Here is a 24,685-nt window from a genome sequence, read left to right as displayed (position 1 = left end):
GCTGGCGGCGCATCAACAGCATCCACTGAAGGAGGTGCGCGATGTCGTTCCGTCAGTTCCCGGCCGTCGACAGCCATGGCGAAAGCCACATCATCATCGAGTTCAAGCCCGAGGCGAACGGCAGCGGGCACCATTCCGAAGCCACGCCGCGCTACGAGCTCGACGACGGCCGACTGCTGGTGCGCAATGGCCGCGAATTCACCACCAGTGGTGGCGAATTGAGGCTGACGATCTGAGGTTCTCGGGGCATGGCCCGGCGCTACCGGATTTCGCATCGCGCTCCCCTGGCGGGTGTCGACCTGGGTCGACGCGCTTTTCACCGGACCCAGCCGTGCACGGCTCGACGCCACAAAAAGGCGTGATCAATTTTTGACCAACCATCTTGACAGCCTTGGCTGCCAAGGGTTGCGCGCGGTTATCCACATGTTTGCGCAGAAATCATCCACACCGCCTGTGGATGAATGCGCTCAGCCGAGCACCCGCCCAATGCCGCTGGCGTCTACCTCGGCCGCCGCCGTTGCGATCGCCACCGCATCGCTGCCTGCAACGAATCCTATACGGAAATGGACTTCGCCGCCGGGCGTGCGCGAAGAATGGATCGATGCCAGGCTGATTCGGTGCTGCTCGAACACGTTCAGCAGTTCACGCAACGACCCCGGCCGGTCTTCCGGCAGGTGCACCGACAGCGCATTGCGCTCGGTCAGGTCGGCCAGCAGATAGCCCACCCGTTCGAAGGTGTAGTTGCCCTCGGCCAGCGCCTGCTCGCCGAACGCACTGCGATTGGCCGACAGCAGCTGCTCACGGAATGCGCTGCGTGCAGCGTCGTCACCCTGCCCCAACTGGGCCTGCAGGGCCTGCAGGTGGGCGACCAAGCGCTCCAGCATCGGCGCCACGTACGGGTTGCCGAACTGGATGTCCTCGTAGATCGCCGGGTTCAGTGACAGGATGCGCGAGATGATCGCGGTATCCAGCTCGAACGACGCCGAACGGTAGGGCATCATCGCGGCCAGATCACCCAGCTGCGGCTGATACTGGCGCAGCACGCCGGCCTGGGCCAGGTGGGTCGCATGCACCATCGCCTGCACCAGCGCCATCATCTGGTCGTGGTGCTGCGGCGTGGCGCGCACGCATTCGGCCTGCAACGCCTCGCACAGCGTATCGACCCACGGCTGCCAGTCCTGCAGCCGCGCTTCGCAGACCACCATCACCCGGCCCTTCAAGGTGGGTGCCTTGGGCGGCGCGGTCATCGGGTGCAGCCCGACCACCTCCGCCAGCGAGGCCAACATCGCCTGCACCGGCGCCTCCTTCACCGAGGTCACGTCCAGCCACAGTCGGTCGCGTTCACGGCCTGCGGACTGCCGCACGTACTCGGCGATCAATGCGGGCGTGTGCCGGATCGGCGCCGAGAACACCAGCACGTCGGCCTGCGCCAGCAACTGCTCCGGCGTATGCGATTGCGGATCCGCCGGATCGTGGCCGATCACCGGCAGCTGCATGTGCTGCTGGAAGAAGCCGGTCAACCAGCGCCCGTAGGCGCCAGCACTACCCACGATGCCGACCGTGCGTGGCGTGCGCGTGTGCAAACCGCTCATGCCACGCGTTCGGCGCGGAAGCGCGTGCCTTCAGCCAATGCTGCAGGCGCCGCAGCGATCACGTCGAACTCCTCGAAGCCATGGGCCAGGGTTGCTTCCAGCGCCGCATGGGTACCCGCGATCGCACGCGAGATCGCCTGCTGCATCGATTCACCGCGCAGCAGGAACGACACCACCAGCGACATCAGCACATCGCCGGTGCCGGCCACGTCCACCGGCAGCAGCGGCGAAGTCCATCGCCAGGTTTCCTCGCGACCGACGGCCAGCGTCACCAGTTCGCCCGGATTGCCGCCCACGCTGTGCGCGATCACCCAGTGCGGGCCACGGTCCAGCAGCGTGCGTGCGGCGGCGATGGCATCGGCCTCGGCCAATGCCGGCATGCCGGTGAGGCGATTGAGTTCGAAGGCGTTCGGTGTGACCAGCCACGCATGCGGCAGCAGGCGCTCGGCGAAGATCGCTTCCAGGCCCGGCTCCACATAGGGGCCGGTGTGGGTGTCACCAATGACCGGATCCAGGCAGTAACGCAGCTGCGGGCAGGCCGGCAGGATATCGTCCAGCCAGTCGGCAAACGCGGCGCCGTTGGCAGTGCTGCCGAAGTAACCGGAGACGAGCATCTTCGCCCGCTGCGGCAGGCCACGTTCGCGGGTACCCAGCAGCAGGTCGGCGAACCAGTCGGCCGGCAGCACGCGGCCACGGGTGGTGTCGTAGAACGGCGCATTGCTGAGCAGCACGGTCGGGATTTCGGCTACGCGCACGCCGAGGGCGCGCATCGGTGGCACGGCGGCGCTGTTGCCGGCGTGGCCGTAGACAAGCTGCGACTGAACCGAGATGACATCGATCGGCGACGGGCCGTCGGGCCGCTGGCGGCGGCCGTGGACCAGGTGGTTATCAAGGGATTCGCTCATGACCGCATTCTACGCCCAAGGGGGTTTTCGGCAGGGCTTGCAGCCCTGCACCTGCTCAATGCAACGGCAAAAGCCAAAGCCAGAGCGGCATTCCATGAGATGGCGGGGCGGTGTCGGAGTGCGGGGACGCCGCAAGTACGTCCCTGTAGGCTTGGCAGCGGCATCCATGCCGCTGACACCCCGCACTCCGACACCGCCCCGCCTTCGACAGGTTCATGCGGCTGTTGGTAGGTGTCGACCTTGGTCGACACATCTGTCAGATATCGATACACAAAAATGGGGTCAGATCCGTTTTCCTTCGGAAAACGGATCTGACCCCACAAGCCGTTCCAACAGATCGCGGAAAACTGTCGAAGGCGGGGTGGGTCCGGTTGCGGGGGTGTCCGCGGCATGGATGCCGCGGCCAAGCTTACATGGACGTACTTGCAGCGTCCCCCGCAACCGGGCCCACCCCGCCATCCCACGGAATGTGGGCTTTTGACGGTGACGTTGATTCAGCAGGTGCAGGGCTGCAAGCCCTGCAAACCCACCCTCCCTCAGTGAACAGCAGGCCGCGACGGCGGCAGCCACGCCGCCACGATGCCGAGCAACGGCAGGAACGCGGTCAGCTGGTAGACGTATTCGATGCTGGTCTTGTCCGCCAGCAGGCCGAGCACCGCCGCCCCCAGTCCGCCCATCCCGAATGCAAAACCGAAGAACAGCCCCGACACCATGCCAATGCGGTGCGGCATCATCTCCTGCGCATAGACCACGATCGCCGAGAACGCCGACGAAAGCACGAAGCCGATCAGCACCGCCAGCACCGTGGTCCAGAACAGATCCGCATGCGGCAGCATCAGTGCGAACGGCGCCACGCCCAGGATTGAAGTCCAGATGATCGGCTTGCGCCCGATGCGGTCACCCAGCGGCCCCCCCAGGAAGCCACCGGCAGCGGATGCGACCAGGAACGCGAACAGGTGCAGCTGGGCCTGCGCCACCGGAATGCCGAAGTGATGGATCAGGTAGAAGGTGAAGTAGCTGCCGATGCTGGCCATGTAGAAGTACTTGCTGAAGATCAGCACCAGCAGGATCGCCAGCACCTTGGCCACGGTGCGCGACGGGTGGCGCGGGGCCATTGACGCGGTGCTGGCCGGACGCGGGGTGCCCAGGTGCAGCGCGTACCAGCGGCCAACATAGGTCAGCAGCGCGATGCCGATCAGTGCGGCGCCGGCAAACCACGACGCGGCATGCTGGCCATACGGCACGATCACCGCCGCAGCGATCAGCGGGCCGAGCGCGGTACCGAAGTTGCCGCCGACCTGGAACACCGACTGCGCGAAGCCATGGCGCCCCCCAGAGGCCAGCCGCGCGATGCGCGAAGCTTCCGGGTGGAAGATGGCCGAACCAATACCGACCAACGCTGCGGCCATCAGCACCACCGCGTAGTTCGGTGCGAAGCCGAGCAGCAGCATGCCGCACAGGGTCGAGGCCATGCCGATCGGCAGCGAGTACGGCGCCGGGCGGCGGTCGGTGGCCGCGCCGACCAATGGCTGGAAGATCGAGGCGGTCAGCTGGTAGGTCAGCGTGATCAGGCCGATCTGGGTAAAGCTGAGGTTGAAGCCGCCCTTGATCACCGGATAGATGGCCAGGATCAGCGACTGCATCATGTCGTTGACCACATGCGAGGTGGAAATGGCGGCCAGCACGCCGGGAGCCACCGGGCGTGAGGGTGTTGCGGGGGAAACCAAGGCAGACATGGACGCAGGTCAGGTTGGGGGCGAGCCACGCATGCTACGGTTGCGCTCTCTTCCCTTCTGCCGCGTTCGGGTCATGGCCTATCGCAAAAAGGACATTGCCGGCGACGTCGACCCGGCCGCACCGTGGCGCGATGTGCCGCTGCACCGCCCGGTCACCCACCGCGTGACCCAATACCCTGCCGGCACCCACATCGCAGGCCACAAGCACCAGCGCCACCAGCTGGTCTACGCCATCTCCGGGCTGATGGTGGTGCGCTCGGAAGTCGGTCGCTGGGTCGTGCCCTCCACCCGCGCGATCTGGATGCCGGCCGGCATGGTGCACGCGGTGGACTGCATTGCCGCCGTGCACATGCGCAGCCTGTACATCGATCCGTCGTTCGCGCCGCAACTGCCGGCCGAGCCCTTCGCGGTGCAGGTTGCACCGCTGCTGCGCGAACTGCTGCAGGCAGCCACCCTGATCAAGGGCAAGCACATCGAGGACAGCCGCGATGGCCGCGTGGTGCGCCTGCTGTTGGACGAACTGCATCGCATGGACGTATTGCCACTGCACCTGCCCGCGCCAAGCGACCCGCGCCTGCTGCGGATCTGCCAACACCTGCAGAAGCATCCGGGTGACGACGCCACGCTGCTCGACTGGGCGCAGGCGCTGGAGGTGGACGTGAAAACCATCCAGCGGCATTTCGCCGGCGAACTGGGCATGACCTTCGGGCAGTGGCGGCAGCAGGCGCGGCTTCTGGCCGCCTTGGAGCGACTGGCGGTCGGCGACAAGGTCATCGATGTGGCGCTGGCGATGGGCTACGACAGCCCGAGCGCGTTCACCAGCATGTTCAAACGGCAGCTGGGGCAGACGCCGGCGGCGTTTTTCCGATGATCCTTTGAACGGCATCCACGCAAGGCGTGAATCCACTGCACCACAAACGACAACGCCGGGCATGGCCCGGCGCTATCGTTCATCGCTTCCGTCGAAAAACTCAGGACGTCATCCGGTCCCAGAAGCCCTTCACGCCGTCGATGAAAGTGGCCGATTTCGGCGAATGCTTGCGCGCTTCCTCGCCGACGAAGGTGGCTTCGAACTGTTCCAGCAGCTTGCGCTGCTCGTTGGTGAGGTTCACCGGCGTCTCCACCACCACGCGGCAGTACAGGTCGCCTTCGCTGCGGCTGCGCACCGAACGCACGCCCTTGCCGCGCAGGCGGAACAGCTTGCCGGTCTGGGTCTCGGCCGGGATGCGGATCTCCGCTTCGCCACCGAGGGTGGCCACGCGCACGGTGTCGCCAAGCGCCGCCTGCGAGATGCGGATCGGCACTTCGCAGTGCAGATCATCGCCATCGCGCTGGAAGATGGCATGCTCGCGCACGCGCACTTCCACGTACAGATCACCCGGCGGCGTACCGGCCGGGCCGGCCTCGCCCTCGCCCTGCAGGCGGATGCGGTCGCCGGTGTCGACGCCGGCCGGCACCTTCACCGACAGCACCTTGTCTTCCTCGACACGGCCGTTGCCGTGGCAGGTCTTGCAGGGCTTGGCGATGATCTGGCCGCGGCCGCCGCAGTTGTGGCAGGCCTGCTGCATGGCGAAGATGCCGCGCTGGATGCGCACCTGGCCGCGGCCATGGCACACATTGCAGGTCTCGACCTTGCCGTCTTCGGAGCCACTGCCATCGCAGTCGCCGCATTCGGCCAGGGTCGGGATCTCGATCCGGCGCTCGACGCCGCGCACGGCCTCTTCCAGGTCCAGCTCCATCACGTAGCCGATGTCGGCACCGCGACGGGCCTGGCGCGGACCACCGCCACCGCCGCCAAAGATGTTGCCGAAGATATCGCCGAAGATATCGTTCATGTCCGGACCGCCCGGACCGCCACCACCGCCCATGCCGTGCTCGAACGCGGCGTGGCCGTGGCTGTCATACATGCGGCGCTTGTTGCCGTCGGACAGCACTTCGTAGGCTTCCTTGCACTCCTTGAAGGAGGCTTCGGCCGCCGCATCACCCGGGTTGCGGTCCGGGTGGAACTTCATCGCGCAGCGACGGTAGGCCTTCTTCAGTTCTTCGTCGCTGGCGGTGCGGGCAACGCCCAGCACTTCGTAGTAGTCGCGCTTGCTCATAAGGTGAATCAGTTTCCGGAAAGTCGGGATTCGTCAAAGCGGAAGAGCGGAACCAGGTCCGCTCTTGCGTCGGGCGCCCCGACACGCCGGGCGGCGGTCAGGACCCTGGTACGACAACGGGACGCTGGCAGGCAGCGCCCCGTGTCGGTCCGGATCAGGACTTCTTGTCGTCCTTGACTTCGGTGAACTCGGCGTCCACCACGTCATCCGCCGCCTTGCCTGCGTTGCCGGCGTCGCCACCCGGGGCACCGCCCTGGTCAGCCGAAGCAGCGGCGAACAGCGCCTGGCCGGCTTCTTCCAGCACCTTCGACTTCGCTTCGATCTGTGCCTTGTCGTCGCCCTTCATCGCGGTTTCCAGGTCGGCCAGTGCCGCCTCGACCTTGCCGATGACATCGCCGCCGACCTTGCTGCCGTGCTCGGTGATGGCGCTGCGGGTGCCGTGGATCAGGGCATCGGCCTGGTTGCGGGCCTGCACCAGTTCCTGGAACTTCTTGTCTTCTTCGCGGTTGGCTTCCGCGTCGGCGACCATGCGTGCGATCTCTTCCTCGGACAGACCCGAACCGGCCTTGATCTCGACCTTCTGTTCCTTGTTGGTCTTCTTGTCCTTGGCCGACACGTGCAGGATGCCGTTGGCGTCGATGTCGAAGGACACTTCCACCTGCGGCAGGCCACGCGGGGCCGGCTCGATGCCGGACAGGTCGAACTTGGCCAGCGACTTGTTGAAGCGGGCCTGTTCGCGCTCACCCTGCAGCACGTGCACGGTCACGGCCGACTGGTTGTCCTCGGCGGTGGAGAACACCTGCGAGGCCTTGGTCGGGATGGTGGTGTTCTTCTCGATGATCTTGGTGAACACGCCACCCATGGTTTCGATACCCAGCGACAGCGGGGTCACGTCCAGCAGCAGCACGTCCTTGACGTCGCCGCCCAGCACGCCGCCCTGGATCGCCGCACCCAGTGCCACGGCTTCGTCCGGGTTGACGTCCTTGCGCGGTTCCTTGCCGAAGAACTCGGTCACCGCCTGCTGCACCTTCGGCATGCGGGTCTGGCCGCCGACCAGGATCACTTCGCTGATGTCGCTCGAACGCAGGCCGGCATCGTTCAGGGCGACGCGGCACGGCTCGATCGACTTCTTGATCAGGTCGTCCACCAGCGCTTCCAGCTTGGCGCGGGTCAGCTTGATGTTCAGGTGCTTCGGACCCGACGCGTCGGCAGTGACGTACGGCAGGTTCACTTCGGTCTGCTGGGCGCTGGACAGCTCGATCTTGGCGCGCTCGGCAGCATCCTTCAGGCGCTGCAGGGCCAGCGGATCCTTGCGCAGGTCGATGCCCTGGTCCTTGTTGAATTCTTCAACCAGGTACTCGATGACGCGGTTGTCGAAGTCTTCGCCACCCAGGAAGGTGTCGCCGTTGGTGGCCAGCACTTCGAACTGCTTCTCACCGTCGACGTTGGCGATCTCGATCACCGAGACGTCGAAGGTGCCGCCGCCCAGGTCGTACACCACGATCTTGCGATCCTTGTTGTCGCCCTTGTCCAGGCCATAGGCCAGCGCGGCCGCGGTCGGCTCGTTGATGATGCGCTTGACGTCCAGGCCGGCGATGCGGCCGGCGTCCTTGGTCGCCTGGCGCTGGCTGTCGTTGAAGTAGGCCGGCACGGTGATGACCGCTTCGGTGACCTTCTCACCGAGGAAGTCCTCGGCGGTCTTCTTCATCTTTTCCAGCACCTTGGCCGAGATTTCCTGCGGGGCCATCTTCTTGCCGTCGCTGGTGGCCACCCAGGCGTCGCCATTGTCATGGGCCAGGATGCTGTACGGGACGTGCGCGATGTCCTTCTGCACTTCGGCGTCGGTGAACTTGCGGCCGATCAGGCGCTTCACCGCGTAGAAGGTGTTCTTCGGGTTGGTCACGGCCTGGCGCTTGGCCGAGGCACCGACCAGGACTTCGCCGTCCTTGGTGTAGGCGACGATCGACGGGGTGGTGCGATCGCCTTCCGAATTCTCGATGACGCGGGCCTTGCCGCCGTCCATGATCGCCACGCACGAGTTGGTGGTGCCGAGGTCGATACCAATGATCTTGCCCATGGGGGAGACTCCTGAGGATGCTTGTTGGGGTCAGTCCGGCCGTTCGGCCGGTGGATGAATACGATGTGGGGGAGGCTCGTGGAACATTCAAGCCATCTCCCGAACGCTGTGTTTCCGGTCGTCCGCCGCGTTCAGCGTCGGGCCGGGTGACGGGTCATTCCCGCCGCCCGGCCCTGCGGGATCAATCGGCGGCCACCACCACCAGCGCCGGCCGCAGCAGGCGCTCGTTGAGCAGGTAGCCCTTCTGGAACACGGTCACCACGCTGCCCGGGGCAGCGCCGGGGGTCGGCACCTGGCTGATGGCCTGGTGGTGTTCCGGGTTGAACGGCTGGCCGATCGGGTCCAGCAGCACCAGGCCGTTGTCGGCGGCGACCTTCAGCAGCTGCTTGTAGGTCAGCTCCAGGCCTTCGCGCAGCGGGTGCGGGTCGTCGCCGGCGGCTTTCAGGCCGGCATCCAGGCTGTCGAACACCGGCAGCAGCTCGCCCAGCAGCTTCTCGTTGGCGAACTTGCGGGCCTGCTCGATGTCACGGGCAACGCGCTTGCGCTGGTTGTCCAGGTCGGCGCGCTCACGCAGCGCATCGGCCTTGACCTGTTCGATTTCGGCGCGCAGGCGCTCGATTTCGTCGCTGGCGCCGGCGGTGGCAGCCGCATCGGCGGCACTCTGCTGGGATTCGATATCTGGCTGTTCGTGGTTCATGTCTGGGTCCCTGGCGGTCACTCTCCGCCTCCAACCACCCTAGTGTGGGCGGGATGCTGCGTTTCAAGCGTCGGATGTTCCCGGCGTGCGTCCGGTCGGTGAAAAGGCCGCGCCGAGCACATCGGCGGTGGCCTGGACCAGCGGGATCATGCGGTCGTAGGCCATCCGCTTGGGGCCGATCACGCCCAGCACGCCCAGCACCTGGCCGTTGGCCGTGTACGGCGCAGTGACCAGCGAGACGCCCTGCAGCGGCATCATCCCGGTTTCCTCGCCGATGAAGATGCGCACGCCCGGCGCCCGGATGGTCCGCTCCAGCAGCTGCAGGATCTCGCGCTTGCTGGAGAACAGCTCGAACAGCTCGCGCAGGCGCTCCAGGTCGGACAGGTCCTGCACCCCCATCAGCCGGGTCTGCCCGGCCACCAGCATGTCGTCGGCCGCCGGCTGCAGGGCCTGCTCGGCCAGCTCGATGCTGTGCGCCAGCAGCTGTTCCAGCTCGGAACGGGCGTCGCGCAGCTCCAGCAGCAGGCGGGTGCGGATCTCGGCCATCGGCAGGCCGGCGAAATGGGCATTGAGGTAGTTGGCCACCTGCTCCAGCTGGCCCGGCGCGAACTCCTGGCGGGTCTCGATGACCCGGTTCTGCACCTCGTTGTCGGCAAACACCAGGATCGCCAGCACGCGGCGCCCGTCCAGCGCCACGAAATCGATCTGGCGGAAGGCGAACTGCTCGCGCCGCGGTGCGCTGACCACGCCGACGAAGTGGCTCATCGCCGACAACAGCTCCGAAGCGCTGCCGAGCAGGGCCTGGGTGCTGCCGCCGCCGGCCAGCTCCTGGCGCAACCGGGCCAACTCGCCCTCGCCCGGCGGCTGCATCTGCAGCAGGCTGTCGACGAACACCCGGTAGCCATGCGCGGTCGGGACGCGCCCGGCCGAGGTGTGCGGCGAGGCCAGCAGGCCCAGGTCCTCCAGGTCGCCGAGGATGTTGCGGATGGTGGCCGGGCTGACCTCCAGCCCGGCCACGCGCGCCAGCGTCTGCGAGCCGACCGGCTCACCGTCCTGGATGTAACGCGCGATCAGCGTGCGCAGCAGATGGCGCGCACGCGGGGCAAGCTGGTCGGGAGAACCGTGCATGGAATCAACCTGTGAGACACGGACACTAGATAATGGCGGCGCATCACCTTGGCAAGTCATTGGACCTCCCTCGCCCGCGTGCTAGCGTTGCGCGGCTGCTGATACCCCCTTACCCATGCTCAGACATCTTTCGATCAAGGATTTCGCCGTCGTCCGCGCCACCGAACTGGAGTTCGGGCCCGGCATGACCGTCGTTTCAGGCGAGACCGGCGCCGGCAAGTCGCTGATGGTCGACGCGCTGGGCTTCCTGTCCGGCCTGCGCGCCGACAGCGGCGTAGTCCGCCATGGCGCCGCCCGTGCCGAGCTTTCCGCCGAGTTCGCGCTGGAGCAGCTGCAGGCCGCGCGCCAGTGGCTGGCCGACAACGAGCTGGACGATGAGGAACAGTGCCAGCTGCGCCGCGTGATCCGCGCCGATGGCGGTTCGCGGGCCTGGATCAATGGCCGCCCGGTGACCCTGGCGCAGCTGGGCGACCTGGCCTCGCTGCTGGTGGAGATCCACGGGCAGCACGAACAGCAGGCCCTGCTGACGCGCCCGTCGCAGCTGGCCCTGCTCGACGCCTATGCACGCAACGAAAACGAACGCCGCCAGGTGCGCCGGGCCGCCGCGGCCTGGCAGGCACTGGTCGATGAATCGCTGGCGCTGTCGCAACAGGGTGACGTCAGTGACCGGATCGGCTTCCTGGAGCACCAGCTGCGCGAGCTGGACCGTGAAGACCTGGAGCCGGAGTCGATCGCCGCGCTCGGCGCCAGCCACCGCCGCCAGGCCCACGCCAGCGCCCTGCTGAGCGCCTGCCAGGCGGCCAGCAACCAGCTCAACGGCGACGACGGCAGCTCCGCACTGGACCTGCTGCAGCAGGTACGCCACGAACTGTCACGCCTGATCGAACACGACCCGCGCCTGGGCGAGGTGGATGGCCTGATCGAGAACGCCTCGATCCAGCTGCACGAAGCCCTGTCGCTGCTCGACCGGGTGCACGACGACCTCGACGCAGACCCGGAGCAGTTCGAAGAGAACGAACGCCGTCTCGGCCGCCTGCACGACCTGGCGCGCAAGCATCGCGTGCCGATGGACGAGCTGGGCGCGCAGCGCGAGCGCATGCATGCCGAAGTGGAACAGCTGCGCGGCGCCGACGAGCGCCTGCAGCGCCTGGCCGGCGAGATCGACAAGGCCGCCGCGTCCTGGCGCGTGCAGGCCGAGGCACTGACCGCCAGCCGCCGCAATGCCGCTGCCGAGCTGTCGGCCACCACCACCGGCATCATCGCCGAGCTCGGCATGGGCGGTGGCCAGTTCCTGATCGAGCTGGAGCCGCAGGAGTCCGGCAAGCCCGATCCGCAGGGCGCCGAGCGCGTGGAATTCCTGGTCGCCGCCAACGCTGGGCAACCGCCGCGCGCCCTGCGCAAGGTCGCCTCGGGCGGTGAACTGTCGCGTATCTCACTGGCCATCGAAGTGGCTGCGCTGGACCTGGATGCGGTGCCGACCATGGTGTTCGACGAAGTTGATTCCGGCATCGGTGGCGCCGTGGCCGACATCGTCGGCCAGAAGCTGCGCGCCCTCGGCGAGAAGCGCCAGGTACTGTGCGTGACCCACCTGCCGCAGGTCGCCTCCAAGGGCCACGCGCACTACCGGGTCAGCAAGGCGCCGGTGGAAGGCATGACCCAGAGCGCCGTGGAGAAGCTGGACAGCAAGGCGCGCGAGGAAGAGCTGGCGCGCATGCTCGGTGGCGTGGAAGTGAGCAAGGAGGCGCGCGCCGCTGCGCGCAAGCTGCTGCAGGTGTAACGCCGACCGGGCCGAGCATGGGCTCGGCTCTACAGGAACATCCCGAACGAAACCGACATGTAGAGCCGAGCCCATGCTCGGCTTCTGTCCGCCGGCGCTCTCACCCCAAGGGCCGCGCCAGGTCCACCGTTTCCACCAGGTAATCCAGGAACGCGCGCACCCGCAGCGGCAGGTAGCCGCCCTGCCCCAGAAACACCGCGTGCACCTCTTCCAGGTCACCGGGATTGGCTTCCTCCAGCACCGGCAGCAGGCGTCCGGCGGCGATGTCGGCCTGCACCTGGAACGCTGCCAGCCGTGCCATGCCCAGCCCACCCAGCACCAGCTGGCGCAGTGCATCGCCGTTGCTGGCACGGGCATTGCCGCTGGGCAGCAGCATCCGTTCGCGACCGTCCTGCAGCAGCGGCCACCCCTGCATCGCCCGCGCATGGCCAATGTCCAGCCGGTTGTGCGACTGCAACGCTTCCACGGTGGCCGGCAGGCCATGCCGCTGCGCATAGGCCGGCGCGGCCACGATCATCATCCGCGTCGCGCCCAGCCGCCGCGCCACCAGGCTGGAGCTTTTGAGCGGGCCAGCCCGCACCGCCACGTCGGTGCGCTGCTCCAGCAGGTCGATCACCTCGTCGTTGAGGGTCAGGTCCACGCCCACCTGCGGGTTGCGCTGCAGGAACGCCGGCAGCAGCGGCAACAGGAAATGCTGGCCGAACGGCACATTGGAGTTGACCCGCAGGCGTCCGCGCGGCTCGGCATGGGCACTGGCGCAGCGCTCGGCCTCGTCCAGATCGGCCAGCACGCGCAGGCCGCGCTCGTAGAACGCGCAGCCCTCCGGAGTCAGCTGCAGCTGGCGGGTGGAACGCTGCAGCAGGCGGGTGCCCAGCCGTTGCTCCAGCCGTGCCACCAGCTTGCTGACCGCCGAGGGGGTCATGTCCAGCGTGCGGGCGGCCGCGGAAAAGCCACCGGTCTCGATCACCCGCACGAACACTTCCAGTTCGCCGGATCGGTTGATGTCGGAGCGCGCCATGGTGATGAATCCAGTTCACAGATGATTATCCGTGCGCAGTCTAGTTCACAGATGAGAGCGGAATCACCATGGCCTTCCCTCCACCCAGGATTGCCCGATGAACCGCTTCAGCCAGCTCGCCGTCCCCGCATTGATCGCCCTGTCCGGCGCCGCCAGCGCCGCCCCCGCCCCGCATTGGGTCGCCAGCTGGCAGGCCAGCCCGCAACCGGTCTGGGGCGCGGATTTCCTGTTCCCGCCCCTGATACCGGCGTCGCTGCACGACCAGACTTTCCGCCAGACCGCGCGCATCAGCCTGGGCGGCACACGCCTGCGCATCCGACTGAGCAATGCTTATGGCACGCAGCCGCTGCGGATCGGTGGCGCCAGCGTCGCTCCGCAGGCCGGTGCGACGCCGCAACAGCTCCGCTTCGATGGCCGGCCAGGGGTGTTGATCGGCCCCGGCCAGGAACGGCTGAGCGATCCGCTGCCGCTGGCTGTGCAGGGTGGTCAGGCGCTTCAGGTCAGCGTCTTTGTGCCGGCGCCGACGCCGCTGCAGACCTTCCACTGGGACGGCCGCCAGACCAGCTGGATCGCCCCCGGCGACCAGCGCCTGGCACGCGACCTGAGCGATGCCACCGCCACCACGGCCCGGTTGTTCCTGACCGGCATCGAGGTCGAGGCGCCGGCCAGCACACGCAGCGTGGTGGTGATCGGCGATTCGATCACCGACGGCGCGACCGCCAGCCTCGACCGGGACCAGCGCTGGACCGACCACTTGGCCGCGCGTCTGGCACCGCGGGGCATCGCCGTGGTCAACGCCGGCATCTCCGGTGGCCGGCTGCTGCGCGACGGCATGGGCGAATCCGCACTGGCCCGCTTCCGGCGCGATGCGCTGGATCAACCTGGCGTGGCGAGCGTGATCGTGCTGATCGGCATCAACGACATCAGCTGGCCCGGCACCGCGTTCGCCCGCGAGCAGCCCCGGCCCACGCTGGCCGAGCTGCAGACGGGCTATCGCGCGCTGGCCGAACAAGCCCACCGCCGGGGCATTCGGATCGTGGGCGCGACCCTGCCGCCGTTTGCCGGGGCCCTCCCCGGCACGCCGCTGGAAGATTACTACCAGCCGGACAAGGACGCCCTGCGCCAGCGGCTCAATGCCTGGCTGCGCTCGGACAACCCGTTCGATGCGGTGATCGACCTGGACACCGCACTGCGCGACCCAGCCGATCCGACGCGGATGGCCACCGCGTATGACTCCGGTGACCACCTTCATCCGGGGGATGCAGGCAACCGGGCGATGGCCGGGGCGGTGGATCTGGACGTGCTGCTTGGAGGTCAGGGGTCGGCTGGGGTCGGATCCCTTTGCGCCAGCAAAGGGCTCTGACCCCAGCACGCGACCCGGCAACGAAAAACCCCGGGCAGGCCCGGGGTCTCGTCGCATCTGGCTGCTGGATCGGCCTACTTGCGCTTCTTGCGCACGTACAGCACCAGCGAGTGCTCTTCCAGCTCGTAGCCGTGGTCGGCTGCGATCTTGCGCTGCAGCTCCTCGATCTCGTGGCTCTCGAACTCGATGATCTTGCCGCTGTCCACGTCGACCATATGGTCGTGGTGGCCGCCACGGTCCAGCTCGTAGACGGCCTGACCGCCCTCGAAATTGTGCTTGAGCACGAGGCCGGCGGCCTCGAACTGGGTCAGCACCCGGTAGACCGTCGCCAGGCCGATCTCATCGCCATGCTCCAGCAGCTGGCGGTAGATGTCTTCGGCGGTCATGTGGTGCTGGGCATTGCGCTGTTCAAGCAGCGCCAGGATCCGCATCCGCGGATGGGTCACCTTCAGGCCGACTTTACGCAGGTCGTGGGTTTCCATAGGTCTCCGTTCATTGGCGATTTAGCGCCAGCTGCCTCGGATTGGGTCGCGGTGGCACGCCGGGAGTGTATCATCGGTTTGATTTCCCCAACCGCCAGTCCCGATGCGCAATCTCCTGTTGGTCGCCGCCGTCGCCCTGTCCACCACCGGGTGCGGCATCATCTACAAGCAACCCATCTATCAGGGCAACCTGATCCGGGAAGATGCCGTGGCCAAGCTGCAGGTCGGGCAGAGCAAGCAGCAGGTCACCGCGCTGCTGGGCACCCCGTCCATTCCCGACCCGTTCCACGCCCAGCGCTGGGACTACACCTCCAGCCAGCGCGTGAACCGCCTGGGCCGTACCGAAGTGAAGAACTTCGTGGTGTTCTTCGAGAATGACGCCGTGACCCGTTGGGAAGGCGACTACTTCCCGGGCAACGACAAGGCCCTGGCCCAGCAGACCGTGCGCCAGTTCGGCCGCAACCTGCCGAAGGACAAGAAGAAGAAGGGCCGCTGAGGCTCCTGCCCGTCCGCAGGGACGGGTTGCCGGGATCAACCGCCGAGCGCGCGACGCCGGCGGTTGTCCTTGGGATCGGCCAGCAGGGGGCGCAGCAGCTCGATGCGGTCCCCGTCCAGCAGCGCCTGCTGTGGACGTGCCAGCACGCCATGCACGGCGGCGGCCGGACAATCGGCACTGCCTTCAAGCGCGGCGGCGGCAATGGCGTCGGCGACGGTCGCACCCTCTTCCAGCTGCAAGCGGCGCGACAGCACCCGCTGCGGCCAGGCCAGCACCACTTCGACCTCGATCATCGATCAGGCCTCGTCGGCGACGCGGACGAAATCATTGACCATGCGATCGGCCAGCCCCTGGAAGCCGATCGCCAGGGCCGGACCGAGCAGGCGCGAGCTGGGTTCGAATTCCAGGGTGAGGGTGACCTTGCAGGCATCCTCGGCCAGCGCATGGAACTCCCAGCGGCCGTGCAGCTGCTTGAACGGGCCGTCGCGCAGCTGCATATCGATGCTGTGCGGGCGCTGCAGGATGTTCTCGGTCTGGAACCAAGTGCTGAACGAACCCAGGCCCAGGTCAAGACGCGCCACCAGCCGGTCCTCGCCCTGCTCCAGGATCTGGGCAGCCGAGCACCAGCGGAAGCGGCGCGGATAGGCCTGGACATCGTTGACCAGATCGAACATGCGAGCGGACGAATGCTCGACCAGGGCGCTGCGGCGGATAGTAGGCATGAATACAGGACGTTTCGGCAATCGACCGGGCGGGCCCGAATCGGAGACAATACGGAAATGAGCAAGAACAGCGGCAAGGATAAAGCAAAGAGCGCGACGGCCAACAAGACCATCGCGTTGAACAAGCGTGCCCGCCACGAGTACCACATCGAAGAGCGCTTCGAGGCCGGCCTGGCCCTGCAGGGTTGGGAGGTGAAGTCGATCCGCGCTGGCCGCGGCAACATCATCGACGCCTACGCCTACGTGAAGCGCGGCGAGATCTTCCTGATCGGCGCGCAGATCACCCCGTTGATCCAGGCTTCCACCCACGTGGTGGCCAACGACCGGCGCGAGCGCAAGCTGCTGCTGCACCGGAGCGAGATCGACAAGCTGGTCGGCAAGGTCGAGCGCGATGGCTACACGATCGTGCCCACCGCGATGTACTGGAGCAAGAACAAGATCAAGCTCGAAGTCGCGCTGGCCAAGGGCAAGCAGACCCACGACAAGCGCGACGCCGCCAAGGACCGCGACTGGGCGATCGAGAAGCAGCGCGTGATGCGTCGCGGCAACCGCGACGCGTAAGGCTGTAGCGCCGAGCCATGCTCGGCTTCGGCAAGAAGGGCAGCCGAGCGCAGGCTCGGCTGTAAAAAAGGCGGGTCAGCCCGCCAGCATGCCCTGCCCGCGCATGCGCGGCGCCAGCGCCGCATGCATCACCGCCAAGTGCATCACCACCGCCAGTTCCGGCGCATGGCGATCATCACCTGCGCGCCACTGCCGGGCCAGTTCGGCGGCATCGGCAGGCAACAGCGCCAGCAGCTGGGCATCATCCAGCAGATCGGCAGCGCCCTGCAGCTGGCGGGCCATCTGCCGCGACTGCCATACGTGGACACCGATACTGAGACTGGCCAGCGACATCAGGACCACGGCCAGGCCATGCTCGAACCACTGCGACAGCACTTCCGGACCCCACAGCAGGGCCGCCAGCACCGCAAGGCCCGGCAGGCGCCAGCCCAGCCAATGGATGCGCCCGCGCTGTGACCAATGCACCACCACCGCGCTGGCGACGAGTGCCGCAGCTGCCGTCGCCGGCAGCTCAGTCAGCCAGGTGGCCGCCAGCAGCAGCGCCAGCACCGCCCAGACCCAGCCTGGCGGCAACGCCCGCCGCTGGTAATCGGCACCGACCGGGCCGATCAGCTGTCGCAGGCTGCGTTGTTGGCTTGCATCGGTCACCCACAGTCTCCGTATCTGTCCTGGCTCGGATGGTCGTCGCCAGTGTGTCGCAAATTCGTGCCAATGACGTTACCAATCCGCTATGACGGCGGCTCTACAACTTGTTGCGGATGCCAAGGTGACTGTTCAGGCGTTTTGCCGTAGCATTACCAGCGTTGGGCAGGCTCTGACCGTGGCAACGCGGGATCGGCCCTGTACCTTGCAGCACTGTAGAAACCGGGGGTGCATTGGTTTCGACGGGGGTTGTGAAGTCGCCTGGCGCATGCCGAGGGGGTAGCTTTCCTCGTAAATCCAGCTGCAAAACTCTAGTTGCCAACGACGACAACTACGCTCTGGCCGCTTAAGGCCTAAGCCTCGAAACCGCTTGTGTCCATGCTCGCGGTGTAGAGTCACTATCATGGAATCGCGCTGGGTGGCTGCCTGTCAGTCCGGCACTAGAACACAACAGGCTGGTTCCCGGATGCGCTTTGCACGCCGTGCTGTTCGGGGACGAAATCCAACGGTGAGCTAAGCATGTAGTGCTGGGGATGGAGTGCCTTCGGACGGCGGTTCAATTCCGCCCACCTCCACCATCTGTATGGCCTGTCGAGGCCGCAAGAAGCCGGATCTCCCGCAACGGAGTTCCGGCTTTTTTGTTTCCCGCCGTCACCCTCCTTCATCAGCGCATGCCGGCAACCCACCCCTACACCTTGTCGCGCTTGAGGTTCCTCGTCCCCTGCCAGGATCATGAGGACCATCCTGGCGTCTGCAACAGGACCCGGATCCATCATCACAGACGCGATGATGGGAAAGACGATGAAAGCGCCGCCCAGCGGCGGGAACAGCGCTTACGCAGGTGGTGTCTGAGCGACGGGGCCAGTTCGGTTCACAGAGTTCATTCCCTTGAGGTGTAAAAAACCTGTGGATGGCTTGGGCAGGAGCGCGGGTACTTGAAACCTGCACCTCCTGCCGCGGAGCATGTGCCAATATCGCCGCACGCGTTGCCTGCTCTCAACAGAAGGACCTGCCATGAAAGCCCCCCTCGCCCTCGCACTGCTCTTCGGCGCATTCGCCGCGACTCCGGCCGCGCACGCCGCCGCACCGGCCATCGCGCCCGCTGGCACCGCCACGCTGGAGGCCCTGCTGGCCTGCAAGGCCGGATCGAACCTCAGCGAGGCCGACGCCATCGATGCACTGCAGGCCGCTGGCCTGGCCAGGAAACCGGGTGGCACCTTCGAGCCGGAGGACACGCCGGTCGCCCTGTTCGGCGGTACCGTCACCAGTGCTGATGTGAACGTGGCCGAGGGCGAGAAGAGCCTCTTCGTCTACTTGAACGGCGTTGACTCCAAGCGACTGGCCAAGGCGTGGTCAGTGACCACGGTCAACGAGCACGCCAACACCGAGGAGCCTTCATACGTGAAGGCCATCGACAAGCGACACACCCTGCACGTGATCGCAGGCGACGACTACGAAGGCTATTCCGCTGCCGTGAAGTGCCAGATCACCCGGTAACGGCACCACCTGCGCTACAGCCAACGCCGCACGCGTTGGCGGAACAACGGATACACCTCGGGGAAGCGGGCCAGCAACGCCCGCTCCTCCGGCATGATCTGCAGCCAGGTGATGTACAGCACGAACAACGGCACAGCCAGCAACGCGATCGCGCTCTGCAGGTACAACATCGCGCCGGCCAGGACCGTCGCCTGGCCCAGATACATCGGATTGCGCGTGTAGCGGTACACGCCGCGCGTGACCAACGCGCTCGATGCCGACGGGCGCAGCGGATTGACCGTGGTACGCGCGCGCTGGAACGCCAGCTTCGGCAGCAGGTTCAACATCACGCCGATGGCCACCACCCCGGTGGCCAGCACTGCCGGCACCGGCAGAGGCAACATCGCACCCGGCCACAGTCGGCTGCCCAGCCAGCCGAGGCCTGCGCACAACAACATCACCAGCGGCGGCGGGATCCGGGTCTCAAGCCACCTCATCGCAGCCCCTGCATCGCTCCATTCACCCCAGTGTCACACGGAACTGCCTGAATCGCTTGCGTGGCAGCGGCTCAGGGGCCCAAACCGACCGCCCGGTATCTTCCGCTTTGACAGGCCGACCGCTAGAGTGGCGCGACCGCGCAGGAGGATCGTATGGCTACCACGGGCTTGGGCTTCATCAGCCGCACGACCCTCATCATCACCGTGCTGCTGACACTGGACGGCTGCGCGACGCTGCGCCAGTTCGGCCCCTCGGTGCAGGTCGCCTCGGTCACGCCCGGCCAGTACATCGCGCTCAAGCGTGGCGACATCCTCACTACCGGCAAGCTCAGCTCGGCCACGATGGAAACGCTGCGCGTGGCCGGCCTCGATGAAGGCGTCTGCGCCAAGCCCGGCCTGCCCTGCATCGAGGCGATGGAAGCCAGCATCCTGGTGCGCGAGGAAGACAAGCGTTCAAGCCTGGCCGAACTGTGGCTGCAGTACGCGATGACCCTGCCCGCGCCAAAGCGCGAGTACTCGGCTTCGGGCCGCGCCAAGACCGCCATCACCGAACTGGATGCCGACTTCCAGCCGCGCCTGGACGCGTGGATGCAGGTGGCACGCCAGGCGTATGCCTATCTGTTCTTCACCGAACGCACGGCCAACCAGCGTGGCTTCGAAGACCGACAGACCCAGGTGCGCGACTACTACAACCTGGCCGTGCAGGAGGCATCGGTGCAGCTGTACAACGCGTATGCGACCGGGCGCGTACGCAATGATGCCAGCCACCTGACGCTGGGTCGCTGGACCTTCGTGCTGGCGCCGCCCACAGACGCATCGCCCCTGGACACACGCACGCCGAGCGAACTGGTTCCCGCCGCCTCGCTGTCGTTCACCGGCACGCTGCGCAGCGTGCATCGCCGCGATGGCTTCGGTGCCGAGCTGGTGGCGGTGATGGACGATCCAGCGACCGCCTCGGCCACCTCGCCCCCTGCCGCGCAGGCCAGCGCTTCGGCCACGCAGAGCTGGAGCGAGATGCCCTCGCCATCGATGACGGTGCTGTTGCGCTTCTCCGGGAAGAACCTGTGGGAAGTGCTGCACGATGACGAGCCGGAACTGGAGATCCACGATCCCTACCAGGTCACGGAAGTGACCCTGCACGGACAGCAAGTGCCGCTGGCCGCGAACTTCACCGCCGGCTATGCATTGTGGCTCGCCCGCTCCAACTTCAGCCACCAGTCGCTGCGCTCGCTGTTCGGCGGCAAGGGCGGCATCGAAACACCGCATCTGTACATGATGCAGCCCTACGATCCGAACCGCCGCGTGCTGCTGATGATCCATGGTCTGGCCAGCAGCCCGGAAGCCTGGGTGAACGTTGCCAACGAACTGATGCGTGACGACGAGATCCGCCAGGATTTCCAGATCTGGCAGTTCTACTACCCCACTAACATGCCCATCGCGATGAGCCACGATGCGATGCGTCGTACGCTGGCCGAAGTGTTAAGGCACTTCGACCCCAGCGGCAAGGCGCAGGCCTCGCATGACATGGTGCTGGTGGGGCACAGCATGGGCGGCGTTATCGCTCGGCTGATGATCTCCTCCTCGGGCGACCACCTGGTCGATACCCTGCTCGCCACTGCGCAGATGACGCCCGCACAGCGCGAACTGCTGCGCACGAAGGGCGCGCCGGTGCTGACCTTCCTGCCGGAACCGGAAGTGTCGCGTGTGGTGTTCATCGCTACGCCACACCGCGGTACCGACGTGGCGGGCACCCGCCTGGGCCGCTGGATCGGACGCCTGGTGCGGTTGCCCCTGACGGTACTGGAAGACGTGGCCACCATCGCCAACGACGGTCAGATCGACCGCAATGACGGCAAGCACGGCTACCAGATGAACAGCATCCAGAACCTCGACAAGGACGATCCGTTCGTCCGCGCCGTGGCCGACCTGCCGATGTCGCCGAAGGTGCACTACCACTCGATCATCGCGCGCGCCAAGGCCGAGGGCCCGCTGGAAAAGACCGACGACGGGCTGGTGCCGTACTGGAGCTCGCACCTGCCGCACGCGGCGTCGGAGAAGGTGATCGTGTCCGGGCACAGCGTGCAGGAAGCTACGCCGGCCATCGTCGAGCTGCGCCGGATCCTGCATGAGGACATGCAGGAACACGGGCGGGCGGGAAAGTAACCGATCTTTCCTGCGGATCAGGCCGTCGGCGCGCGCCGCGAGAAGGTGCCGTGCAGCGCCGCCGGAATGGCGAAGCCCTCCATGCGCACCTCAGGCTGGAAGGCGGCGCTGGGGGTGAAACGGAATTCGCGTGCCAACAGCGCACACAGCAATACCAGCTGCGCATTGCCCACCGCCGATCCCACGCAGGAGCGCGAGGGAAAACCGTAGGGCACATAGATGCCGGCGGTGCGCTTGCGGCGCTCGGGCAGCCAGCGATCGGGATCGAACTGCAGCGGGTCATCCCAGTACTTCGCCGAGCGATGCTGGATGAACGAGCTCAGTTCGAACACTGTGCCTTCGGCGATGGCCTGCCCTTCCACCTGCAGGTCGCAGGCGGCCACGCGACGGTTGTTGAAGGGCGTGGAATACAGTCGCATCACTTCCTTCAGGAAGCGCATGGTGCAGGGAATCCTGGCGATCGGCAGTGCATGGATCTCCGCATCCGAGAGCGGCGCGAATTCCTCCTCGATGCGTTGGCGCCATTGTGGATGCATCTGCAGCGCCAGCAGCAGGCAGGCGGCCATCATGCCAGGCACGCCGGAAATGGCGATCAGCTGCACGGTCACCAGATAGGTGACCTTGTCCAGGCCGATGCGCGCGCGCAGGGTCAGCAGTGACTGCGCGTAGTCCAGCGCCGAACGTCCGCTGCGGACGCGGCGCTTGAGTTCGGCGGCGATCGCCCGCGATTCGCCACGACCGATGAGAAAGTTGCGCAGCAGATGACGCCGATGGATGACCTGCTCGACCTGGGTGCTGTAGCGCAGATGCAGGGCACGCTCGATGGCTGCGGTACCTCGCGCGTCGAGGCCGTCGATCACCAGCGGCACCAGCGGATGCGCCATCACTTTCCACACCGCAGGCGTGGCATCCAGCTCGTGCCCGCACAGTGCGTCCAGGGCCTGCCGCATGCGCGACTGCAGCGCCTCCAGGGTCTGCGCCCCGGTGAGCTCAGCACTGCAGGCGGCGATCAGGCTGCGTACTTCGGTCCAGCGCACGCGCTCGTGCCGGCGGAACAGATCGGCCAGCGACTCGACCACGAACAGGTGCTCGGAATTCTCCTTGTCGACCTTGCCGGCCAGCTCCGGGCAGAACACCCCGATACCGCCCGTTTCCAGTTTCAGCACCGGTCCTTCGCGCTCCACGCGCGCAGCCAGGCGCTCGGCAGCAATGGTGCTGCCTTCATTCGACATCCCTTGCATGCAGTGCGTCTCCGGCAGGAAGGGACTCGAAAGACGAGTCCCTTCGTCTTGCTACCGCTCAATCGCGGGGTTGCCCCGCAGGATCAGAACTCGATCCAGAGCGGCCAGGTATTCCACACACTGCTCTTCTCGTTCGGATGGATATTCAGAGTGACGCGCAATGCTCGGGCGAATCTCTTCATTTTCATTCCTTTGCTTGCTGTGTGGTTATGCCGGGATTATCCCGGCACGGGCTAGATAACACGACATAATCCCGCTGTCCAACCGGCCCGGTGGCGCGACGCAGCATTCCGGCCGGTCGATTGAGGGGAATCCCTCATCGCGCCTGCGCACCCGGCCTCCTATGCTGGGCACACTTTCTCCCCAATGGAGGTCCGCATGAACACGCAGGAACCCAGCCGCCAGCCCAGCCCCGATCCGGCCGAGCGCGACGCGTTCTTCCCGTCGCCCTACTCGCTGTCACAGTTCACCTCGCCCAGGAGCGACCTTTCCGGTGCCGACTACCCGGACGCACGCCGCGATGGCCGCTGGAAGGTGCTGATGATCGCCGCCGACGAGCGCTACCTGCCCACCGCCAACGGCCACCTGTTCTCCACCGGCAACCATCCGGTGGAAACCCTGCTGCCGATGTACCACCTGGACAAGGCCGGCTTCGACATCGACGTAGCCACGCTGTCCGGCAACGCCGCCAAGTTCGAGTGGTGGGCGTTCCCGCATGAGGACAAGGAAATCGGCGGACTGTACGCGCGTTATGAACACCGCTTCCGCCAGCCGCTGCCGCTGGACGAGGTGGTCGCCGGCCTCGCTGCGGATTCGGATTACGCGGCAGTGTTCATTCCCGGTGGCCATGGTGCACTGATCGGCCTGCCGCAGAGCCGCGCCGTGAAATCGGTCCTGCACTGGGCCATGGCCGAACAACGCCACATCATCACCCTTTGCCACGGGCCGGCCGCACTCCTCGCTGCAGGCGTCGACGAGGCCGATGGCGGCGCGCTGTTCCGCGGCTACCGCATCTGCGCCTTCCCCGATGCGATGGACCGGCAGACGCCAGAGATCGGCTACATGCCCGGGCAGCTGCCCTGGTTCTTCGGTGAACGCCTGGCGCAGCAGGGCGTGCAGATCGTCAACGACGGCATCGATGGCAGCGTGCTGCAGGATCGCCTGCTGTTGACCGGCGACAGTCCGCTGGCCGGCAATGCGCTGGGCAAACTGGCCGCACGTACCCTGCTGGATGCACTGGCCGGGCGCTGATACGGATGACAGCACTGGTGCAGGCGCTGCTGGAACTGGAACGCGCCCGCTCGCTGAGCGCGGTGGGTGCGGTCCTGCGCGGCATTGCAGCCCCCCTTGGCTATGACCGCGTGCTGGTGTTCGCCACCGGCACCGGCCTGGAGCGCGGCACGCAACGCGTGTACTGGATCGAGGGTGACTGGCTCGGCGATGGCAGCGACACCGACCTTGCGCGCTACCTGCACGCCTGCCCGGTCAATCGCCACGTCCTGGACAGCGACGCGGCGTTCTTCTGGAGCAAGCGCCAGGGCGCTCGCGGCGAACGCTATCAGGTAGTGAAGCAGCCGCGTGGCGAAGGCCTGCATGGCCTGCAGGTGCCGGTGTTCGGCACCAGCGGCCTGGAAGGCGCGATCAGTTTTGCGGGAACATCCATAGATGCATCGGCCAGCGCGCGGCTGCAGCTGGATGCTGCTGCAACCGCAGCATTCCGGGCTGCACGCCGTTTGGCCGAATCGCCCGTCGCGCTCTCGGGACGTACGCTGAGCACACGCGAGCGCGAGGTGCTTCGCTGGGTGGCCGCCGGACGCCGGCAGGCCGAGATCGCGGCCACGCTTGGGCTGTCGGCGCGCAGCGTGGAGAACCATCTGCGTCGCGCGCGCCAGCGCCTGGGTGTGGCAACCACCGCACAGGCGGTACGCGCTGCCAGCCGACGCGGCGAGATCGAAGACTGATCAGGGCGGGCACTTCCGGCAGCAGGATCCGCGTGTTACACACGCCATGCGC

24 protein-coding genes and 1 other RNA gene are annotated in these 24,685 nt (G+C 66.6%); 11 read left to right on the top strand and 14 right to left on the bottom strand.

Going from position 1 to position 24,685, the window contains the following annotated elements; translation table 11 throughout:
* Window positions 1–41 precede the first annotated feature (41 nt).
* Window positions 42–236 carry a hypothetical protein gene (locus tag QP512_RS08360; protein WP_049428506.1) on the top strand — a complete coding sequence of 65 codons (195 nt, stop codon included), beginning with the start codon at window positions 42–44 and terminating at the stop codon, window positions 234–236.
* A 231-nt stretch (window positions 237–467) separates the two neighbouring features.
* Here QP512_RS08360 and QP512_RS08355 read toward each other — a convergent pair whose 3' ends face one another.
* The 3 genes from QP512_RS08355 to QP512_RS08345 form a co-directional block, all read right to left on the bottom strand.
* On the bottom strand, window positions 468–1,592 hold the full coding sequence (locus QP512_RS08355; protein ID WP_286071687.1) for a prephenate dehydrogenase: 1,125 nt from the start codon (window positions 1,590–1,592) through the stop codon (window positions 468–470).
* Window positions 1,589–2,497, bottom strand: a complete 909-nt coding sequence (gene pdxY / locus QP512_RS08350; protein ID WP_286071686.1) for a pyridoxal kinase — start codon at window positions 2,495–2,497, stop codon at window positions 1,589–1,591. Before pdxY ends, QP512_RS08355 begins: the two co-directional genes overlap by 4 nt.
* A gap of 536 nt (window positions 2,498–3,033) precedes the next feature.
* Window positions 3,034–4,233 (bottom strand): MFS transporter, encoded by a 1,200-nt coding sequence (locus QP512_RS08345; protein ID WP_286071685.1) that lies wholly within the window; start codon window positions 4,231–4,233, stop codon window positions 3,034–3,036.
* Window positions 4,234–4,306: 73 nt separating this feature from the next.
* On the opposite strand from QP512_RS08345, the gene QP512_RS08340 reads away from it, so the two are divergent.
* Complete coding sequence (locus QP512_RS08340) at window positions 4,307–5,104, top strand: helix-turn-helix transcriptional regulator (protein ID WP_286071684.1); 798 nt, start codon at window positions 4,307–4,309, stop codon at window positions 5,102–5,104.
* Window positions 5,105–5,204: 100 nt separating this feature from the next.
* Here the strand turns inward: QP512_RS08340 and dnaJ are convergent, their stop codons facing one another.
* The 4 genes from dnaJ to hrcA form a co-directional block, all read right to left on the bottom strand.
* Window positions 5,205–6,332: a molecular chaperone DnaJ gene (dnaJ, locus tag QP512_RS08335; protein WP_286071683.1), complete on the bottom strand. Its 1,128-nt coding sequence runs from the start codon at window positions 6,330–6,332 to the stop codon at window positions 5,205–5,207.
* A 154-nt stretch (window positions 6,333–6,486) separates the two neighbouring features.
* Window positions 6,487–8,409, bottom strand: a complete 1,923-nt coding sequence (dnaK, locus tag QP512_RS08330; RefSeq protein WP_286071682.1) for a molecular chaperone DnaK — start codon at window positions 8,407–8,409, stop codon at window positions 6,487–6,489.
* A gap of 181 nt (window positions 8,410–8,590) precedes the next feature.
* Window positions 8,591–9,106 (bottom strand): nucleotide exchange factor GrpE, encoded by a 516-nt coding sequence (grpE, locus tag QP512_RS08325; RefSeq protein ID WP_286071681.1) that lies wholly within the window; start codon window positions 9,104–9,106, stop codon window positions 8,591–8,593.
* A 63-nt stretch (window positions 9,107–9,169) separates the two neighbouring features.
* On the bottom strand, window positions 9,170–10,234 hold the full coding sequence (gene hrcA / locus QP512_RS08320; RefSeq protein WP_286071680.1) for a heat-inducible transcriptional repressor HrcA: 1,065 nt from the start codon (window positions 10,232–10,234) through the stop codon (window positions 9,170–9,172).
* A 115-nt stretch (window positions 10,235–10,349) separates the two neighbouring features.
* On the opposite strand from hrcA, the gene recN reads away from it, so the two are divergent.
* Window positions 10,350–12,011, top strand: a complete 1,662-nt coding sequence (gene recN / locus QP512_RS08315) for a DNA repair protein RecN (protein WP_286071679.1) — start codon at window positions 10,350–10,352, stop codon at window positions 12,009–12,011.
* Window positions 12,012–12,111: 100 nt separating this feature from the next.
* Here the strand turns inward: recN and QP512_RS08310 are convergent, their stop codons facing one another.
* Entirely contained in the window at window positions 12,112–13,029 is a 918-nt protein-coding gene (locus tag QP512_RS08310) for a LysR family transcriptional regulator (protein WP_286071678.1), read from the bottom strand.
* A gap of 97 nt (window positions 13,030–13,126) precedes the next feature.
* Here QP512_RS08310 and QP512_RS08305 point away from each other — a divergent pair, with 97 nt between their 5' ends.
* Window positions 13,127–14,392 (top strand): SGNH/GDSL hydrolase family protein, encoded by a 1,266-nt coding sequence (locus QP512_RS08305; RefSeq protein WP_286071677.1) that lies wholly within the window; start codon window positions 13,127–13,129, stop codon window positions 14,390–14,392.
* A gap of 74 nt (window positions 14,393–14,466) precedes the next feature.
* Here the strand turns inward: QP512_RS08305 and fur are convergent, their stop codons facing one another.
* Window positions 14,467–14,874 (bottom strand): ferric iron uptake transcriptional regulator, encoded by a 408-nt coding sequence (gene fur, locus QP512_RS08300; protein WP_005409235.1) that lies wholly within the window; start codon window positions 14,872–14,874, stop codon window positions 14,467–14,469.
* Window positions 14,875–14,977: 103 nt separating this feature from the next.
* On the opposite strand from fur, the gene bamE reads away from it, so the two are divergent.
* Window positions 14,978–15,370 (top strand): outer membrane protein assembly factor BamE, encoded by a 393-nt coding sequence (gene bamE / locus QP512_RS08295; protein WP_014036847.1) that lies wholly within the window; start codon window positions 14,978–14,980, stop codon window positions 15,368–15,370.
* Window positions 15,371–15,405: 35 nt separating this feature from the next.
* Here bamE and QP512_RS08290 read toward each other — a convergent pair whose 3' ends face one another.
* Both QP512_RS08290 and QP512_RS08285 read right to left on the bottom strand, forming a co-directional pair.
* Window positions 15,406–15,663 carry an RnfH family protein gene (locus QP512_RS08290; RefSeq protein ID WP_075674726.1) on the bottom strand — a complete coding sequence of 86 codons (258 nt, stop codon included), beginning with the start codon at window positions 15,661–15,663 and terminating at the stop codon, window positions 15,406–15,408.
* Window positions 15,664–15,666: 3 nt separating this feature from the next.
* Window positions 15,667–16,092, bottom strand: coding sequence for a type II toxin-antitoxin system RatA family toxin (locus QP512_RS08285; protein ID WP_286071676.1), 426 nt, complete (start codon window positions 16,090–16,092; stop codon window positions 15,667–15,669).
* A 57-nt stretch (window positions 16,093–16,149) separates the two neighbouring features.
* Here QP512_RS08285 and smpB point away from each other — a divergent pair, with 57 nt between their 5' ends.
* Window positions 16,150–16,653: an SsrA-binding protein SmpB gene (smpB, locus tag QP512_RS08280; RefSeq protein ID WP_286071675.1), complete on the top strand. Its 504-nt coding sequence runs from the start codon at window positions 16,150–16,152 to the stop codon at window positions 16,651–16,653.
* Between the two features lie 75 nt (window positions 16,654–16,728).
* On the opposite strand, the gene QP512_RS08275 is transcribed toward smpB, so the two are convergent.
* Window positions 16,729–17,301 carry a hypothetical protein gene (locus QP512_RS08275; protein WP_286071674.1) on the bottom strand — a complete coding sequence of 191 codons (573 nt, stop codon included), beginning with the start codon at window positions 17,299–17,301 and terminating at the stop codon, window positions 16,729–16,731.
* A gap of 218 nt (window positions 17,302–17,519) precedes the next feature.
* Between QP512_RS08275 and ssrA the strand changes: the two genes are divergently transcribed.
* Both ssrA and QP512_RS08265 read left to right on the top strand, forming a co-directional pair.
* Window positions 17,520–17,873: a transfer-messenger RNA gene (ssrA, locus tag QP512_RS08270) on the top strand.
* Between the two features lie 436 nt (window positions 17,874–18,309).
* Window positions 18,310–18,792: a hypothetical protein gene (locus tag QP512_RS08265; protein ID WP_286071673.1), complete on the top strand. Its 483-nt coding sequence runs from the start codon at window positions 18,310–18,312 to the stop codon at window positions 18,790–18,792.
* A 14-nt stretch (window positions 18,793–18,806) separates the two neighbouring features.
* On the opposite strand, the gene QP512_RS08260 is transcribed toward QP512_RS08265, so the two are convergent.
* Window positions 18,807–19,268: an isoprenylcysteine carboxylmethyltransferase family protein gene (locus tag QP512_RS08260; RefSeq protein ID WP_286071671.1), complete on the bottom strand. Its 462-nt coding sequence runs from the start codon at window positions 19,266–19,268 to the stop codon at window positions 18,807–18,809.
* Window positions 19,269–19,421: 153 nt separating this feature from the next.
* On the opposite strand from QP512_RS08260, the gene QP512_RS08255 reads away from it, so the two are divergent.
* Window positions 19,422–21,431 carry an alpha/beta fold hydrolase gene (locus tag QP512_RS08255; protein WP_286071670.1) on the top strand — a complete coding sequence of 670 codons (2,010 nt, stop codon included), beginning with the start codon at window positions 19,422–19,424 and terminating at the stop codon, window positions 21,429–21,431.
* A 17-nt stretch (window positions 21,432–21,448) separates the two neighbouring features.
* On the opposite strand, the gene QP512_RS08250 is transcribed toward QP512_RS08255, so the two are convergent.
* Complete coding sequence (locus QP512_RS08250) at window positions 21,449–22,672, bottom strand: cytochrome P450 (protein ID WP_286071669.1); 1,224 nt, start codon at window positions 22,670–22,672, stop codon at window positions 21,449–21,451.
* A gap of 378 nt (window positions 22,673–23,050) precedes the next feature.
* On the opposite strand from QP512_RS08250, the gene hchA reads away from it, so the two are divergent.
* Window positions 23,051–23,923 carry a glyoxalase III HchA gene (gene hchA / locus QP512_RS08245; RefSeq protein WP_286071668.1) on the top strand — a complete coding sequence of 291 codons (873 nt, stop codon included), beginning with the start codon at window positions 23,051–23,053 and terminating at the stop codon, window positions 23,921–23,923.
* A 5-nt stretch (window positions 23,924–23,928) separates the two neighbouring features.
* Complete coding sequence (locus QP512_RS08240) at window positions 23,929–24,633, top strand: PA1136 family autoinducer-binding transcriptional regulator (RefSeq protein WP_286071667.1); 705 nt, start codon at window positions 23,929–23,931, stop codon at window positions 24,631–24,633.
* The last annotated feature ends 52 nt before the right edge of the window (window positions 24,634–24,685 follow it).

It is taken from the genome of Stenotrophomonas sp. 57 (assembly GCF_030291075.1).
GTDB lineage: Bacteria > Pseudomonadota > Gammaproteobacteria > Xanthomonadales > Xanthomonadaceae > Stenotrophomonas.
Note: the sequence above shows the minus strand (reverse complement) of the source record. Positions and strands in the feature narration are given on the sequence as shown.

Bases quoted from the DNA above. Each gene is read 5' to 3' on its own strand.
- QP512_RS08250 (WP_286071669.1), bottom strand. From the start codon at position 22,672: ATGCAAGGGATGTCGAATGAAGGCAGCACCATTGCTGCCGAGCGCCTG.
- hchA (WP_286071668.1), top strand. From the start codon at position 23,051: ATGAACACGCAGGAACCCAGCCGCCAGCCCAGCCCCGATCCGGCCGAG.
- recN (WP_286071679.1), top strand. From the start codon at position 10,350: ATGCTCAGACATCTTTCGATCAAGGATTTCGCCGTCGTCCGCGCCACC.
- dnaK (WP_286071682.1), bottom strand. From the start codon at position 8,409: ATGGGCAAGATCATTGGTATCGACCTCGGCACCACCAACTCGTGCGTG.
- QP512_RS08255 (WP_286071670.1), top strand. From the start codon at position 19,422: ATGGCTACCACGGGCTTGGGCTTCATCAGCCGCACGACCCTCATCATC.
- QP512_RS08260 (WP_286071671.1), bottom strand. From the start codon at position 19,268: ATGAGGTGGCTTGAGACCCGGATCCCGCCGCCGCTGGTGATGTTGTTG.
- QP512_RS08360 (WP_049428506.1), top strand. From the start codon at position 42: ATGTCGTTCCGTCAGTTCCCGGCCGTCGACAGCCATGGCGAAAGCCAC.
- QP512_RS08355 (WP_286071687.1), bottom strand. From the start codon at position 1,592: ATGAGCGGTTTGCACACGCGCACGCCACGCACGGTCGGCATCGTGGGT.
- QP512_RS08240 (WP_286071667.1), top strand. From the start codon at position 23,929: ATGACAGCACTGGTGCAGGCGCTGCTGGAACTGGAACGCGCCCGCTCG.
- QP512_RS08290 (WP_075674726.1), bottom strand. From the start codon at position 15,663: ATGATCGAGGTCGAAGTGGTGCTGGCCTGGCCGCAGCGGGTGCTGTCG.
- fur (WP_005409235.1), bottom strand. From the start codon at position 14,874: ATGGAAACCCACGACCTGCGTAAAGTCGGCCTGAAGGTGACCCATCCG.
- QP512_RS08285 (WP_286071676.1), bottom strand. From the start codon at position 16,092: ATGCCTACTATCCGCCGCAGCGCCCTGGTCGAGCATTCGTCCGCTCGC.
- QP512_RS08265 (WP_286071673.1), top strand. From the start codon at position 18,310: ATGAAAGCCCCCCTCGCCCTCGCACTGCTCTTCGGCGCATTCGCCGCG.
- dnaJ (WP_286071683.1), bottom strand. From the start codon at position 6,332: ATGAGCAAGCGCGACTACTACGAAGTGCTGGGCGTTGCCCGCACCGCC.
- QP512_RS08340 (WP_286071684.1), top strand. From the start codon at position 4,307: ATGGCCTATCGCAAAAAGGACATTGCCGGCGACGTCGACCCGGCCGCA.
- QP512_RS08305 (WP_286071677.1), top strand. From the start codon at position 13,127: ATGAACCGCTTCAGCCAGCTCGCCGTCCCCGCATTGATCGCCCTGTCC.
- bamE (WP_014036847.1), top strand. From the start codon at position 14,978: ATGCGCAATCTCCTGTTGGTCGCCGCCGTCGCCCTGTCCACCACCGGG.
- QP512_RS08345 (WP_286071685.1), bottom strand. From the start codon at position 4,233: ATGTCTGCCTTGGTTTCCCCCGCAACACCCTCACGCCCGGTGGCTCCC.
- grpE (WP_286071681.1), bottom strand. From the start codon at position 9,106: ATGAACCACGAACAGCCAGATATCGAATCCCAGCAGAGTGCCGCCGAT.
- QP512_RS08310 (WP_286071678.1), bottom strand. From the start codon at position 13,029: ATGGCGCGCTCCGACATCAACCGATCCGGCGAACTGGAAGTGTTCGTG.
- hrcA (WP_286071680.1), bottom strand. From the start codon at position 10,234: ATGCACGGTTCTCCCGACCAGCTTGCCCCGCGTGCGCGCCATCTGCTG.
- smpB (WP_286071675.1), top strand. From the start codon at position 16,150: ATGAGCAAGAACAGCGGCAAGGATAAAGCAAAGAGCGCGACGGCCAAC.
- pdxY (WP_286071686.1), bottom strand. From the start codon at position 2,497: ATGAGCGAATCCCTTGATAACCACCTGGTCCACGGCCGCCGCCAGCGG.